This is a genomic window from Citrobacter sp. MGH110 (genome assembly GCF_001037515.1).
In the GTDB taxonomy this organism is placed as follows: Bacteria; Pseudomonadota; Gammaproteobacteria; order Enterobacterales; family Enterobacteriaceae; genus Citrobacter; species Citrobacter portucalensis.
Genome location: NZ_KQ089830.1, coordinates 2,534,822 through 2,549,074, shown reverse-complemented (window position 1 = coordinate 2,549,074; position 14,253 = coordinate 2,534,822). Strand labels below are relative to the sequence as shown.

Annotated in this window: 10 protein-coding genes; 7 read left to right on the top strand and 3 right to left on the bottom strand. The window is 53.9% G+C overall.

Annotated elements, in window-relative coordinates; genetic code table 11:
• Positions 1 to 7: 7 nt before the first annotated feature.
• Together sbcC and sbcD are read right to left on the bottom strand one after the other, a co-directional pair.
• Positions 8 to 3,151, bottom strand: a complete 3,144-nt coding sequence (gene sbcC / locus SK38_RS12120) for an exonuclease subunit SbcC (protein WP_048235983.1) — start codon at positions 3,149 to 3,151, stop codon at positions 8 to 10.
• On the bottom strand, positions 3,148 to 4,350 hold the full coding sequence (sbcD, locus tag SK38_RS12115) for an exonuclease subunit SbcD (protein ID WP_048235982.1): 1,203 nt from the start codon (positions 4,348 to 4,350) through the stop codon (positions 3,148 to 3,150). The genes sbcC and sbcD overlap by 4 nt, the downstream gene beginning before the upstream one ends.
• Positions 4,351 to 4,540: 190 nt before the next feature.
• Here sbcD and phoB point away from each other — a divergent pair, with 190 nt between their 5' ends.
• From phoB to malZ, 5 genes are all read left to right on the top strand, one after another.
• A complete protein-coding gene (gene phoB / locus SK38_RS12110) occupies positions 4,541 to 5,230 on the top strand; it encodes a phosphate response regulator transcription factor PhoB (RefSeq protein ID WP_003830970.1) in 690 nt (229 codons plus the stop codon).
• A gap of 50 nt (positions 5,231 to 5,280) precedes the next feature.
• A complete protein-coding gene (gene phoR, locus SK38_RS12105; protein ID WP_048235981.1) occupies positions 5,281 to 6,576 on the top strand; it encodes a phosphate regulon sensor histidine kinase PhoR in 1,296 nt (431 codons plus the stop codon).
• A gap of 405 nt (positions 6,577 to 6,981) precedes the next feature.
• Entirely contained in the window at positions 6,982 to 8,301 is a 1,320-nt protein-coding gene (brnQ, locus tag SK38_RS12100) for a branched-chain amino acid transporter carrier protein BrnQ (RefSeq protein WP_048226310.1), read from the top strand.
• An 81-nt stretch (positions 8,302 to 8,382) separates the two neighbouring features.
• Positions 8,383 to 9,756 carry a proline-specific permease ProY gene (gene proY, locus SK38_RS12095; RefSeq protein WP_003021504.1) on the top strand — a complete coding sequence of 458 codons (1,374 nt, stop codon included), beginning with the start codon at positions 8,383 to 8,385 and terminating at the stop codon, positions 9,754 to 9,756.
• 138 nt (positions 9,757 to 9,894) lie between these two features.
• A complete protein-coding gene (malZ, locus tag SK38_RS12090; protein ID WP_048235980.1) occupies positions 9,895 to 11,712 on the top strand; it encodes a maltodextrin glucosidase in 1,818 nt (605 codons plus the stop codon).
• Here the strand turns inward: malZ and SK38_RS12085 are convergent.
• Positions 11,706 to 12,608, bottom strand: coding sequence for a LysR family transcriptional regulator (locus tag SK38_RS12085; RefSeq protein WP_048235979.1), 903 nt, complete (start codon positions 12,606 to 12,608; stop codon positions 11,706 to 11,708). The two genes, malZ and SK38_RS12085, sit on opposite strands and share 7 nt — an antisense overlap.
• Positions 12,609 to 12,881: 273 nt before the next feature.
• On the opposite strand from SK38_RS12085, the gene SK38_RS12080 reads away from it, so the two are divergent.
• On the top strand, positions 12,882 to 13,523 hold the full coding sequence (locus SK38_RS12080) for a hydrolase (RefSeq protein ID WP_003021513.1): 642 nt from the start codon (positions 12,882 to 12,884) through the stop codon (positions 13,521 to 13,523).
• Positions 13,524 to 13,696: 173 nt separating this feature from the next.
• On the top strand, positions 13,697 to 14,242 hold the full coding sequence (locus SK38_RS12075; RefSeq protein ID WP_003830975.1) for an antibiotic biosynthesis monooxygenase: 546 nt from the start codon (positions 13,697 to 13,699) through the stop codon (positions 14,240 to 14,242).
• Positions 14,243 to 14,253 lie beyond the last annotated feature (11 nt).

The following is a 14,253-nucleotide window of genomic DNA, read 5'->3' as shown; positions in this document are numbered from 1 at the left end:
ATCAGCGTCATTCCACTCTGAAAGTGTTGTCGAGTTTGCTGTAGCCCAGCCCGTTGATTTTTTTCACTTTGATTTGCACCGGAATGCGTTCTTTCATTGCTTCGACGTGGCTGATCACGCCAATGGTTTTACCGCTAGCGTTGAGTGCATCCAGTGCGTCCAGCGCGGTATCCAGCGTTTCGCTGTCCAGCGTACCGAAGCCTTCGTCGAGGAACAGGGAGTCAATTCGCGTTTTGTGGCTGACCAGATCGGACAATGCCAGCGCCAGCGCCAGACTCACCAGGAAGCTCTCGCCGCCGGAGAGCGTACGCGTGTCACGCACCGCATCGGCTTGCCAGGTATCGACCACTTCCAGCTCCAGCGCTTCGCTGGCCTTGCGCTGCAACAAATAGCGACCGTGCAGACGGGTTAACTGGTTGTTGGCAAGCCAGACCAGGTTATCCAGCGTCAGCCCCTGGGCAAATTTGCGGAACTTATCTCCCTCTTTCGAGCCGATCAGCGCATTCAGATAGCCCCAGTCTTCGACCTGCTGCGCGACTTTTTCAATCTCCTGCATCAGCGCCTGCTGCTGCTGGCGGTTTTCAGTATCCTGCCTGAGCTGCTGGCGAATTTCTCCCTGACGAGTGGTGTTATCCCGCAGCAGTTGGGTGAGCTGCGCCAGCGTGTCGCGAAGATGTTGTGCCGTGAGCGTGAGATCCACCCCGGTTGGTTGCTGCTGTTGATGAGTCACCAGCGCCTGCTGGGCCTGATTAAGCAGCGTTTGTGCCTGTTGTTGCTGGTTTTCCAGCGATTGTTTCAACAGCTCAAGACGGTTGAAGGTCTCTTCATCCAGCAAGGCGGCGATAAAGGCGTCACGATTGTCAAAGATGCTGGCCTGCAATGCGGCATCAAACTGCGCCTGAATGTCTGCGGCGCGCTGAACGTCCTGTGCTTCCTGCTGCTGCAAGGTTTGCCACTGTCCCTGTAAAGAGAGGCAATCGTCGTGCACCTGCCGCCAGTTTTCCAGCGACAGATCCTCAATGATTTCAGAAAGAGCCTCTGATTCTGGCAGCGTTTCCAGCAGCGGCGCAAGCTGGGCAATCCGGGCCTGTATCTCGGTCAGTTCATTCTGGCGCTGTTGCCACATTTGCGCTTCGTTCGCCCGTTCGCTTAACCATGGGGAGACTTCGTCCTCGGGCGGAAGGGCCAGACCATGACGGTCCAGCTCTGAGGTTAACGTCGCCTGGCGCTGGTCAATATGCTGTTGGAGTTGAGTAATCTGTTCGGTATGCGCGGCGATTTGCGCCTGCAGGGTATGACGCAAGCTTAACTGGTGAAGCTGTTGTTCGTACTCTTCCTGAGCGGCCAGCCACGGGGCAATGTCATCCTGCGGTTGTAGCGATACGTTGAGGCTGGCGGTAACGGTCAGCCACTCTTGAGTAAGTGCTTGCTCCTCCTGAGAAAGCCTCTGTGCTTCATGTTCATCGCGCTGAAGTTGCTGCGTTATCGCCTCAAGCTGCCCGCGCAGGGTTGAACCCTCATCGGCCAGCGTTTTGACCTCTTTTTCCAGCGCTTCACGTCGTGCCTGATTTACGCTCAGCTCAAGCGTCTGGTAACGCGCGATAGCCGGATGTGTAGTAGAGCCACAAAGCGGACAAGGTTTGCCGGATTCCAGTAATACCCGATGGCTTTCCAGATCTTTGATGCGGGCTTCCTGCTCGCAAATGAGTCTCACATCGGCAAGTTGCTGATTTTTATCTTTATAGCGCTGACGTTTCTCGGCTAGTACCGTGTTGCGCTGGGTCAGCTCTTGCTGGCGCTGCAGCAGTGAAGCGCGTAGCTGTGCCAGCTGCTTTTGCTTCGGGGCGATTTGCCCGTGCAGATTACTGAGGCGCTGGCGTAATGGACGAAGCTGCACATGTTGAACCAGCGCTTCTGTCACTTCCTGCGGGGAAAGGGTCAGCGCAGGAAGCGCCAGTGCATCGAGCTTACGTGTGTCGTTCTCCCGCAGCTGTTGCCACTGGCGTAGCTGGGCGCTGGCGTCGGACTGTTGCGCCAGCAGCGCTTTCCATCCTGCCAGTTCGCTACTCCATAAGCGGAAGCGGTCATGTTCGTTCAGCCAGTCGGTTAACGTCTGTTGTTCGGCGAGTATCACGGTCGATTGCGTGTGCGCTTGCTGACGGATACACCCGCGCAGCGCTAAGCTGCTTTGTAAGCGAGTATTCACTTCCTGAATCTTCTGGCGCGTACGCTCGATAGTAGCCGTTTGTTCCTGGATTCGCTCCCAGTGAGGGCGCAATGCTCTGGCCGGCTGCGCCAGGCTCAGCGCTGCCAGCTGCGGCTGCGCGTCTTCTTGCGCCTGAAGTGCTGCCTGTAATGCCTGCTGATGGCGGTTTATGTCCGTCTGAAGCTCATTTTGCCGAATAAGCCAGTTGAGGTGCTGTTGCTGGGTTTGTTGGCTGGTAAGGTATTGTTTTTCTTCGTCAGTAAGTACCTGCAAACTTTCCGTCAGGGACTGCACCTGCTCTGGTGCTAACAGCGCCACGCCGCTGGCCTGGGCCTGCAGTTTTTCCAGCTCCGTACGCGCTGACTTGTGCTTTTCAAACACCATGGCGGAGATTTGGCCGTAGATCTCAGTACCAGTTAACTCTTCCAGCAGCTCGGCGCGCTCTTTCGGTTTGGCATTAAGAAAGGCGGCAAACTGCCCCTGAGACAGCAGCATCGAACGGGTAAAACGCCCGTAATCCAGCCCGGTAAGCTCGGCTGTCATCTCCAGCTTGTCTTTGACTTTATCGGCGAGGATTTTACCGTCAGCGCAGCGGGCCAGCTCTACGCGCGGGACCTGCAGGTTGCCCTCGGGCTGATTGCGCGCCCGGTTCTGGCTCCAGAATGCGCGGTAGGCTTCGCCGCGCACCTCAAACTCAACTTCGGCCAGACACTCCGCGGTATCGCGGGTCATCAGGTCATTTTGCGACTGTGATACGGTATTCAGGCGCGGTGTTTCGTGGTACAGGGCGAGGCAAATCGCGTCCAGCAGGGTGGTTTTCCCCGCGCCCGTTGGCCCGGTAATGGCGAACAACCCGTTGCTGGCAAAAGGTTCTGCTGTGAAATCGACTTTCCATTCTCCCTTCAGGGAGTTGAGGTTCTTCAGGCGCAGGCTGAGAATTTTCATGCTTCACTCTCCCCGGCAAGCGTGTGTAAGGTTGCGCTAAACAGCTGATTCAACCGCTCACGCTGAGGCTCCTCGAGCTCTTCCAGCGCCAGGCGGCGGTCAAAAACTTCCGTTACGCTTAGCTCGCTTAACGTTTCGCGTCGTTCATTGGCCATAATACGTTCACGTTGTTCCCGACTGCGGCGCACCAATAACACCTCGACCGGTAAATCTTCGGTTAAGGCCTGGATCTTACGTTGCATGTCATGCAGATAGTCGTCGGTGGTGATTTCAATATCCAGCCATATCGGCGGCTCTTGTGGCACGTTACGCCACTGTTCAAGCTGGGTGGTAATGGCGGCTAAATCGCCTTTCAGTACCGCAAGCGGCTGGGTGACCGGTACGGTGAGATTTTCAACGGCGCTGAGTTTCCCCGCTTCAAAGCTCACCAGATGTACACATTTGTTTTTGCCGCACTCGTCAAAACTGAGGGCAATCGGTGAACCGCAGTAGCGAATATGGTCCATCCCGCCGATAACCTGCGCCCGGTGAATATGTCCCAGTGCGATGTAGTCCGCGGGTGGAAAGTTTTGCGCCGGAAAGGCGTCCAGCGTACCGATATAAATGTCACGTACGGCGTCACTTTTACTGGCGCCAACGGTGGTCAAATGCCCGGTCGCAATGATGGGCAGGTTTCGATCGCCACGCAGCGTGCAGGCGTCCTGATACTGCTGCTGGTAATAGTCGGTGATCGCCCCCAGCAGATGCTGCTGTTTTTCTTGTCCGGTTAGCCCGGCCTGGCTGGTAATGATGTCACGTGGTCGTAAGAAAGGAACCGGACACAGGATCGCTCCCGGCGTGCCATCACGTTGCGGCAGCACCTGCGGCGCATGGCCGGCGCTGGCAACGACCGTGGTGTTGAGAAACGCCAGAATATCGCGGGATTCATTGAGCGTGGCGACGGAATCGTGGTTGCCTGCCAGCACGACCAGATGACAGCCAGTTTGCTGCAGATTGACGACAAAACGGTTATACAGCTCACGGGCGTAGCTTGGCGGTGAGCCGGTATCGAAAATATCACCCGCCACAATAATGGCATCCACCTGCTGGGATTGCGCCGTCTCCAGCAGCCAGTCGAGAAAGGCCTGATGTTCAGCGGCGCGGCTCTTGCTGTAGAAATTTTGGCCCAGATGCCAGTCAGACGTGTGAAGGATGCGCATAAGAGTTCCATGACGATAAAACAGTGGCGGGGATTATAACCTTTCAGGGACGGTAATATCTTGTCTCCGGGCTGTCATAATTCGTCTGGCTGCGTTAAACCTGGACTATCTTTTCATAAATCTGTCATAAAACTGACGCATAATGGCACCGTATTGATGGCAAACGATTTAATTATAAACAGGGCAAATCATGGCGAGACGTATTCTGGTCGTAGAAGATGAAGCTCCAATTCGTGAAATGGTCTGCTTCGTGCTCGAGCAAAACGGTTTTCAACCCGTAGAAGCCGAAGACTATGACAGTGCTGTGAACCAACTCAATGAACCCTGGCCGGATCTTGTCCTGCTTGACTGGATGCTTCCCGGCGGCTCGGGTCTACAGTTTATTAAGCATCTCAAGCGCGAAGCCATGACGCGGGACATCCCCGTGATGATGCTGACGGCGAGGGGAGAAGAGGAAGATCGCGTCCGGGGTCTGGAAACCGGTGCGGATGACTATATTACCAAGCCGTTTTCTCCCAAGGAGCTGGTGGCGCGTATTAAAGCTGTGCTGCGTCGAATTTCCCCCATGGCGGTGGAAGAGGTTATTGAGATGCAGGGGCTGAGTCTTGATCCCACTTCGCATCGCGTAATGACCGGCGAAGAACCGCTGGATATGGGGCCGACCGAATTCAAACTGTTGCACTTCTTTATGACTCACCCCGAACGCGTATACAGTCGTGAACAACTCCTCAATCATGTCTGGGGAACCAATGTCTACGTAGAAGACCGGACAGTGGATGTGCATATCCGCCGCTTACGTAAAGCGCTGGAGCACAGCGGACACGATCGTATGGTGCAGACAGTTCGTGGGACGGGATATCGTTTTTCGACCCGCTTCTGACTGACAAGAATCAGGGCCTGATGGATTAGGCCGTTTATGGAGTAAGACGTTTGCTAGAACGATTGTCATGGAAAAGGTTGGTACTGGAGCTGATCCTGTGCTGCATACCGGCATTTATCCTTAGCGCTTTTTTCGGTTACCTGCCCTGGTTTTTACTGGCGTCGGTAACGGGCCTGCTTATCTGGCATTTCTGGAATTTATTACGTTTATCCTGGTGGTTATGGGTCGACAGAAGTATGACGCCGCCGCCGGGGCGAGGCAGTTGGGAGCCGTTGTTATATGGGCTGCATCAAATGCAGCTTCGCAACAAAAAGCGCCGTCGAGAACTGGGTAACCTGATTAAACGTTTTCGCAGCGGGGCGGAATCCCTACCCGACGCGGTGGTGTTGACCACCGAAGAAGGCGGTATCTTCTGGTGTAACGGACTGGCTCAGCAGGTTCTGGGACTGCGTTGGCCGGACGATAGCGGGCAAAATATTCTTAACCTGCTGCGCTACCCGGAATTCACACAATATCTGAAAACGCGCGATTTTAGCCGGCCAATCAATCTGGTGCTCAATACCGGACGGCATCTGGAAATTCGCGTGATGCCCTATACCGATAAGCAATTGTTGATGGTGGCGCGCGACGTTACCCAGATGCACCAACTGGAAGGTTCACGGCGTAACTTTTTCGCCAACGCCAGCCATGAGTTGCGCACACCGCTGACGGTGCTGCAAGGCTACCTGGAAATGATGCAGGAGCATCCGCTGGAAGGGACAACGCGCGAAAAAGCACTGCATACCATGCGTGAACAAACGTACCGTATGGAAGGCCTGGTGAAACAGCTGCTGACGCTGTCAAAAATTGAAGCTGCGCCGACGTTGCAGCTGAATGAGAAAGTCGATGTACCCATGATGCTGCGCGTGATCGAGCACGAAGCGCAAACCCTGAGCCAGCATAAACATACGTTTACCTTTGATGTCGATAACAGCCTGAATGTGCGAGGCAACGAGGAGCAGTTGCGTAGCGCTATCTCGAATCTCGTGTACAACGCGGTTAACCACACACCAGCAGGAACGCACATTACCGTACGCTGGCATCATGTGGCGTCGGGGGCGGAGTTTTGCGTGGAAGACAACGGTCCGGGCATTGCCCCCGAGCATATTCCACGTTTGACCGAACGTTTTTATCGTGTGGATAAGGCGAGATCGCGACAAACGGGTGGTAGCGGGCTGGGGCTGGCTATCGTGAAACATGCGCTGCATCACCACGACAGCCGTTTGAACATCGAAAGCGAACCAGGCAAAGGGGCGCGATTTAGTTTCATGATCCCGGAACGTTTCATTGCCAAAAGTAACGGCTAAGACGTATTCGTAAGATAATCTTTCCAAAAGCCAGCGCAAGCTGGTTTTTTTTATGTGGTCAATAGATGCCTCCTGAATTTTACGACGTTTGATTGTTTTTTGTTCGAATTATTACCCATACCTTTTTCCATGAAATGGTGTTTTGTGCTAACCCTATTTTTCATATCGCTATATTGTTCTGGTTTTTGGATCCCACCTTGCTTTAAAACGTTATAAGCGTTTAAATTGCGCTCCAGGTGCTGTCATACCGACTGCATTTACGCGGTAAATCGAAAAACTATTCTTCGCCGCGCCAGGTCGGGAGTGTTTCCCGCTGGAATTGAGCAAAAATGCCGCTGTATTGTCCCCCAGGGAAAGGCAAAAATTTACTATTTTCAACACCACATCCACAGGCAGTAAGACTTTATGACCCATCAGTTAAAATCGCGCGATATTATCGCTTTGGGATTTATGACATTTGCACTGTTCGTTGGTGCAGGTAACATCATCTTCCCCCCAATGGTTGGTTTGCAGGCAGGTGAACACGTCTGGACTGCGGCTTTTGGCTTTTTGATTACGGCCGTTGGCCTGCCGGTGCTTACCGTTGTCGCGCTGGCGAAAGTCGGCGGTGGTGTGGACCGACTGAGCACGCCTATCGGTAAAGTTGCCGGTCTGCTGCTGGCGACCGTTTGCTATCTGGCCGTTGGGCCGTTATTTGCTACCCCGCGTACCGCGACGGTCTCTTTCGAAGTCGGGATTGCACCGCTGACTGGTGACTCTGCGTTGCCGCTGTTTATCTATAGCGTTATCTATTTCGCGATTGTCATTCTGGTTTCGCTTTATCCGGGCAAACTGCTGGATACGGTGGGCAATTTCCTGGCACCGCTGAAAATTCTGGCACTGGTGGTCCTGTCTGTCGCTGCAATCATCTGGCCAGCTGGCCCGATCAGTAATGCGATGGAAGCCTATCAAACTGCGGCGTTTTCTAATGGCTTCGTGAACGGGTATCTGACCATGGATACGCTGGGCGCGATGGTGTTTGGTATTGTTATCGTTAACGCCGCTCGCTCGCGTGGTGTTACTGAAGCGCGTCTGCTGACCCGTTACACCGTTTGGGCGGGTTTAATGGCGGGTGTGGGCTTAACGCTGCTGTATCTCGCGCTGTTCCGTCTGGGTTCAGATAGCGCGATTCTGGTCGATCAGTCTGCTAACGGCGCGGCGATTCTGCATGCGTATGTTCAGCACACCTTTGGCGGTGCAGGAAGCTTCCTGCTGGCGGCGCTGATTTTCATCGCCTGTCTGGTCACCGCGGTTGGCCTGACCTGTGCGTGCGCAGAGTTCTTTGCCCAGTACGTTCCACTGTCTTATCGTACGCTGGTATTTATCCTCGGCGGCTTCTCGATGGTGGTTTCCAACCTGGGTCTGAGCCATCTGATTCAGATCTCTATTCCGGTGCTGACGGCTATCTATCCGCCATGTATCGCACTGGTTGTATTAAGCTTTACCCGCTCATGGTGGCATAATTCTTCCCGCGTCATTGCACCTGCGATGTTTATCAGCCTGATTTTTGGTATCCTTGATGGCATTAAAGCTTCTGCAATTGGCGACGTGTTACCGGCCTGGACCCAGCGTTTACCGCTGGCGGAGCAGGGGCTGGCGTGGTTGATGCCAACAGTCGTGATGGTGGTCCTGGCAGTTATCTGGGATCGCGCCGCGGGTCGACAAGTGACCTCCAGCGCACACTAATATCACTGACAATAAGTTTTAACCACGGGGCTATTAACATGGCCCCGTGGTTTTTTTATTGTGTTAACAGGTTAGGAATCGATGGAAAGTAATAACAAGCTAAAGCGTGGGCTGAGCACCCGGCACATCCGCTTTATGGCATTAGGTTCAGCAATTGGTACCGGGCTGTTTTACGGCTCGGCCGACGCTATCAAAATGGCGGGGCCAAGCGTATTGCTGGCCTATATTATCGGCGGTGTCGCGGCGTACATTATTATGCGTGCGCTGGGCGAAATGTCTGTTCATAACCCGGCAGCCAGCTCCTTCTCGCGCTACGCGCAGGAAAACCTCGGACCGCTGGCAGGCTACATTACTGGCTGGACCTACTGTTTTGAAATCCTGATTGTCGCCATTGCCGATGTGACAGCCTTCGGCATATACATGGGCGTCTGGTTCCCGGCGGTACCGCACTGGATTTGGGTACTCAGCGTGGTGCTGATTATCTGCGCCATCAACCTGATGAGCGTGAAGGTGTTTGGTGAGCTGGAGTTCTGGTTCTCGTTCTTCAAAGTCGCCACCATTATCATCATGATTGTCGCCGGTTTCGGTATCATCATTTGGGGGATTGGCAACGGCGGGCAACCAACCGGTATCCATAACTTATGGAGCAACGGTGGCTTCTTCAGCAACGGCTGGCTCGGCATGGTGATGTCGCTGCAAATGGTGATGTTTGCCTATGGCGGGATTGAGATTATCGGGATTACCGCAGGCGAAGCCAAAGACCCGGAAAAATCTATTCCGCGCGCCATCAACTCCGTACCAATGCGTATCCTGGTGTTTTATGTGGGGACGCTGTTCGTCATTATGTCTATCTACCCGTGGAACCAGGTGGGTACCGATGGTAGCCCGTTCGTTATGACGTTCCAGCATATGGGCATTACTTTTGCTGCCGGGATCCTCAACTTTGTGGTTCTGACTGCGTCGCTGTCGGCTATTAACTCTGACGTCTTCGGTGTGGGGCGTATGCTACACGGCATGGCGGAGCAGGGCAGTGCCCCGAAAATGTTCGCCAAGACGTCGCGTCGTGGCGTGCCGTGGGTGACGGTAATGGTGATGACTATCGCGCTGCTGTTTGCGGTGTATCTTAACTACATCATGCCGGAAAACGTCTTCCTGGTGATCGCCTCTTTGGCGACCTTCGCCACGGTATGGGTGTGGATTATGATCCTGTTGTCGCAGATTGCTTTCCGTCGTCGTCTGCCGCCGGAAGAGGTCAAAGCGCTGAAATTTAAAGTTCCGGGTGGGGTAACGACGACCGTTGTTGGCCTGATTTTCCTGGTCTTTATCATCGCGCTCATCGGCTATCATCCGGATACCCGCATTTCGCTGTACGTCGGCTTTGCGTGGATTGTCCTGCTGCTGGTCGGATGGGGATTCAAGCGCCGTCGCGAGCGCCAACTGGCTGAAGCACAGTAATATTTTTGCCGGGTAGCTTTGCGTTACCCGGCAATTTTCTCCTCCCCCGAACTCCTCCCCCAATAAACGTTAAGATGATGAGTGATCCTGCACTTCGCTATGGCAAGGTGACGTCATTATCATCAAAGGGGATACGTGATGTTGAACGCCTGGCACCTTCCGGTTGCCCCATTTGTTAAGCAAAACAAAGATCAACTGACGATTACATTATGGCTGGCGGGGGAAAATCCACCCCAGCGGGTGACGCTACGCGCAGAAAACGATAACGAAGAGATTTCGCTGGCTATGCACAAGCAGCGCAGCCAGCCGCAGCCGGGTGTGACCGCGTGGCGAGCGGCGATCGATCTCTCCAGCGGGCAGCCTCGTCGACGCTATAGCTTTAAATTACTTTGGCTCGATCGTCAGCTGTGGTTCACCCCGCAGGGATTCAGCCGTTTTCCGCCTGCGCGTCTGGAGCAGTTTGCGGTTGATGTGCCGGATAATGGTCCGCAGTGGGTTGCCGATCAGATTTTCTATCAAATTTTCCCGGACCGTTTTGCCCGCAGCCAGTCGCGTGAAGCGGGCCAGGATAACGTCTATTACCACCACGCCGCCGGACACGACATCGTGCGGCGCGAATGGGACGAACCGCTTACGGCTCAGGCCGGTGGCTCCACGTTTTATGGCGGGGATTTGGACGGCATCAGCGAAAAGCTACCGTACCTGAAAACGTTAGGGGTCACGGCGCTGTACCTGAATCCTGTATTTACCGCCCCGAGCGTGCATAAATACGATACCGAAGATTACCGTCATGTTGATCCGCAATTTGGCGGCGACAGGGCGCTACTGCGTCTGCGGCACAACACCCAACAGCAGGGCATGCGTCTGATTCTCGACGGCGTCTTTAACCATAGCGGCGATTCGCACGCCTGGTTTGACCGACATAATCGGGGAACAGACGGGGCGTGCCATAACCCAGAATCCCCCTGGCGCGATTGGTATCATTTTTCAGCCGACGGCGTTGCGCTCGACTGGCTGGGATATTCCAGCTTACCTAAGCTGGACTTTTCCTCGGAAAGCCTGGTGAATGAAATTTATCGTGGTGAAGACAGTATCGTCCGCCACTGGCTGAAAGCGCCGTGGAGTATGGACGGCTGGCGTCTTGATGTGGTGCACATGCTGGGAGAGGCCGGAGGCGCACGTAACAACCTACAACATGTGGCCGGAATTACGCAGGCGGCAAAAGAAACCCAGCCAGAGGCGTATGTGGTGGGTGAGCATTTTGGCGATGCGCGCCAGTGGTTGCAGGCTGATGCAGAAGATGCCGCCATGAACTATCGCGGCTTTACTTTCCCCCTCTGGGGATTTCTCGCCAATACCGATATCTCATACGACCCGCAATCCATTGATGCCCAGACCTGTATGGCGTGGATGGATAACTACCGCGCGGGGTTGTCGCATCAGCAACAGCTGCGGATGTTTAATCAGCTCGACAGCCACGATACCGCCCGCTTTAAATCTCTGCTCGGTAAAGACGTCGCACGGTTACCGCTAGCGGTGGTGTGGCTGTTTACCTGGCCTGGCGTGCCCTGTATTTACTACGGTGACGAAGTGGGGCTGGACGGGAACAACGATCCGTTTTGTCGCAAACCGTTCCCGTGGCAGCCTGAAAAACAGGACGCTAACCTGCTGGCGTTGTATCAGCGGCTGGCAAAATTACGCCACCAGAATCAGGCGCTGAGCCACGGTGGTTGCCAGGTGATTTACGCCGAGGATAACGTGGTAGTGTTTGTTCGCGTGCTAAACCGACAGCGCGTCCTGGTAGCGATTAACCGTGGCCACGCTTGTGAAGTGGTCCTGCCAGCCTCGCCATTACTGAGCGTAAGTCAATGGCAGCACAAAGAGGGCAACGGCATGCTTGCCGACGATATCCTGACGTTGTCGGCGATTTCCGCCTCGGTATGGATAGGTCATTGATATAAGCGCGCAATCTCCGGGCTTGCCAGCAGCGTTTCCCGCCACCAGCGCTGTGCCAGCCCATCGCGGTTATTGCGCCATGCCATATAAGCCACGTCTTTTTGGCGAAATGAGATAACCGTTTTTTCCACCAGCTCGCCCGTGGTAAGCCACGGGCTGGCAATATGGCGGGGGAGAAATCCGCAGCCCATACCGGCTCGTAGTAGCATCACCTTACTGTGGAAGTCATCGACGCGGATTTGCGCCTGTTCCTCCATCAGATTGGTTTGTAACGGATGGCAGAAGCGGGCGCTGTCGCTGATAACAATCGCCCGATGCAGGCATAACTGTTCGTTGGTCAGGCCGTCTGCTGCTGCGGCCAGCGGATGCTCAGGCGCAACGACAAACACATTGTCCAACGTGCCGAGCATTTTATAGGACCAGGCTGCAGACGTTGGCGGTTCATTAATTGCCCCCAGAATAATATCGGCTCCATTATGGGTCAGCTCCTCCCAGGAGCCCGCCAGCGTATGGTGGGTAAAACTGAGGCGAGTTTGCTTATTGAGCGCATGAAATTCATCGATAATGGGCAACAGCGCGGAGAAAGGGAAGGAGTCGTCCAGCGCAATTGCCAGCTCTTTTTCCCAGCCTGAACTCAGCTGTACCGCCTGCTTTTCGAGATCTTTTGCCGCATTCAGCAGCAAACGCCCTTTTTCCAGCATCATCTGTCCGGTATCGGTAAATTTTGCCCGGTGCCCGGAACGGTCAAGCAGCTCGATATTCAAATCGCTTTCCAGCTTCTGAATCATATAGCTGAGTGCGGCAGGGGTTTTAAACAGCGACTCGGCCGCTGCGGCAAATGAACCCTGTTTGTCGAGAGCGTCGAGAATAAGCAAAACATCCAGATTAATGCGCATAAGCAGAAAATATCCTGAAAATTAAACCCTTCTGTTGTACCGAATGAAGAAAAACAATGCCAGTGAATAAATTAGATGAGTCATGCGCATTTTTTTGATGTTGTTTAGGATATATCGCAACACAAAATTAATAGTTTCACAGGATGGTAAGTTTTCTTTAATAACTCGTTAGAAATTTCCCGCTATACTCAACAAGCTTTCTGATTCAGGATCCTGCTGCTGACGGCAGATACAGACCGTTGCCTTTTAACTTATTGATTAAGAAGGTGTGCTATGTCTATTCGGGAACTGATTGACCCTCAAAACTCTACGCTTATTTTTATTGATCATCAGCCGCAAATGTCATTCGGTGTGGCGAATATTGATCGCCAGACTTTAAAAAATAATACCGTGGCATTAGCGAAAGCCGGGAAAATATTCAATGTTCCGGTGATTTATACTTCTGTAGAAACCAAAAGTTTTAGCGGATATATCTGGCCGGAATTGTTAGCGGTTCATCCTGATGTCAAACCCATTGAACGCACCTCAATGAACTCCTGGGAAGATGCGGCGTTTGTGAAAGCAGTGGAAGCGACCGGGCGTAAAAAACTGATTATCTCCGCGCTGTGGACCGAAGTATGTCTGACTTTTCCGGCGCTGATGGCACTGGAGGCAGGCTATGAAGTTTATGTGGTAACTGATACCTCCGGCGGCACGTCCGTAGATGCTCATGAGCGTTCTATCGACCGCATGGTACAGGCAGGTGCCGTACCCGTAACCTGGCAACAGGTTCTTCTCGAGTACCAGCGCGACTGGTCCCGCAAAGAAACCTACGACGCCGTAATGGATCTGGTACGCGAGCACAGCGGCGCCTACGGTATGGGCGTGGATTATGCCTATACCATGGTGCATGGCGCGCCGGAACGTAAAGCTTAAATACATGTCATCCTTCATGTTGCATCTTTGTTGGCTTCGCTTGCGTACCCCGGTCACTTACTTATGTAAGCTCCCGGGGATCCACAGCCTTGCCGCCTCGATGCACCATGAATGATTTTGTGTATTGCTTTCCTGGCCTAAGTGGCCTGTTTCCTGTCAACAAGGAACCCTTCATGGCGCAGAACAAACATGTGACGTTGGTAATTACTCACACTCTGCTACCTGAGCAGGCGCAGCGGTATGAGCAGTGGCTGGGGAAAATCATGCCTGTAGCGGCTGAATTTCCCGGTCATCTCGGGGCGAACGTGATTCGCCCGGCAGATGGCAACAACCTGTGGAACATCATTATCCGCTTCGACACGCTTGAGCATCTGTATAGCTGGACCCAGTCCGATACGCGCCGCGTGTTGGTCGAAGAGATTGCTCCACTGCTGGCTGAAGGTGACAAAACCGAAATTCGCACCGAAGCAGCATTCTGGTTTACGCCGCCCGCGCCCCATGTACGCCAGCCCAAACGCTGGAAACAGTTTCTGATAACCCTGCTGGTGATATTTCCCAGCACCAATCTGGTGCCGTGGTTGACCGGCATTGTGCTGCCTGCAATGAAGGGCTCGTTACTCCTGCATCTCATCAATGATGCCTTTGTGGTTGCGCTGGTGGTCTGGTTCTGGATGCCCATCGTAACCCGTCTGTTTGCCGGATGGCTGAAAAAAGCCTGACCGGTATCTCA

Excerpts from the sequence above, each read along its gene's own strand:
- sbcC (WP_048235983.1), bottom strand. The coding sequence starts at position 3,151 with ATGAAAATTCTCAGCCTGCGCCTGAAGAACCTCAACTCCCTGAAGGGA.
- sbcD (WP_048235982.1), bottom strand. The coding sequence starts at position 4,350 with ATGCGCATCCTTCACACGTCTGACTGGCATCTGGGCCAAAATTTCTAC.
- phoB (WP_003830970.1), top strand. The coding sequence starts at position 4,541 with ATGGCGAGACGTATTCTGGTCGTAGAAGATGAAGCTCCAATTCGTGAA.
- brnQ (WP_048226310.1), top strand. The coding sequence starts at position 6,982 with ATGACCCATCAGTTAAAATCGCGCGATATTATCGCTTTGGGATTTATG.
- proY (WP_003021504.1), top strand. The coding sequence starts at position 8,383 with ATGGAAAGTAATAACAAGCTAAAGCGTGGGCTGAGCACCCGGCACATC.
- malZ (WP_048235980.1), top strand. The coding sequence starts at position 9,895 with ATGTTGAACGCCTGGCACCTTCCGGTTGCCCCATTTGTTAAGCAAAAC.
- SK38_RS12085 (WP_048235979.1), bottom strand. The coding sequence starts at position 12,608 with ATGCGCATTAATCTGGATGTTTTGCTTATTCTCGACGCTCTCGACAAA.
- SK38_RS12080 (WP_003021513.1), top strand. The coding sequence starts at position 12,882 with ATGTCTATTCGGGAACTGATTGACCCTCAAAACTCTACGCTTATTTTT.
- SK38_RS12075 (WP_003830975.1), top strand. The coding sequence starts at position 13,697 with ATGGCGCAGAACAAACATGTGACGTTGGTAATTACTCACACTCTGCTA.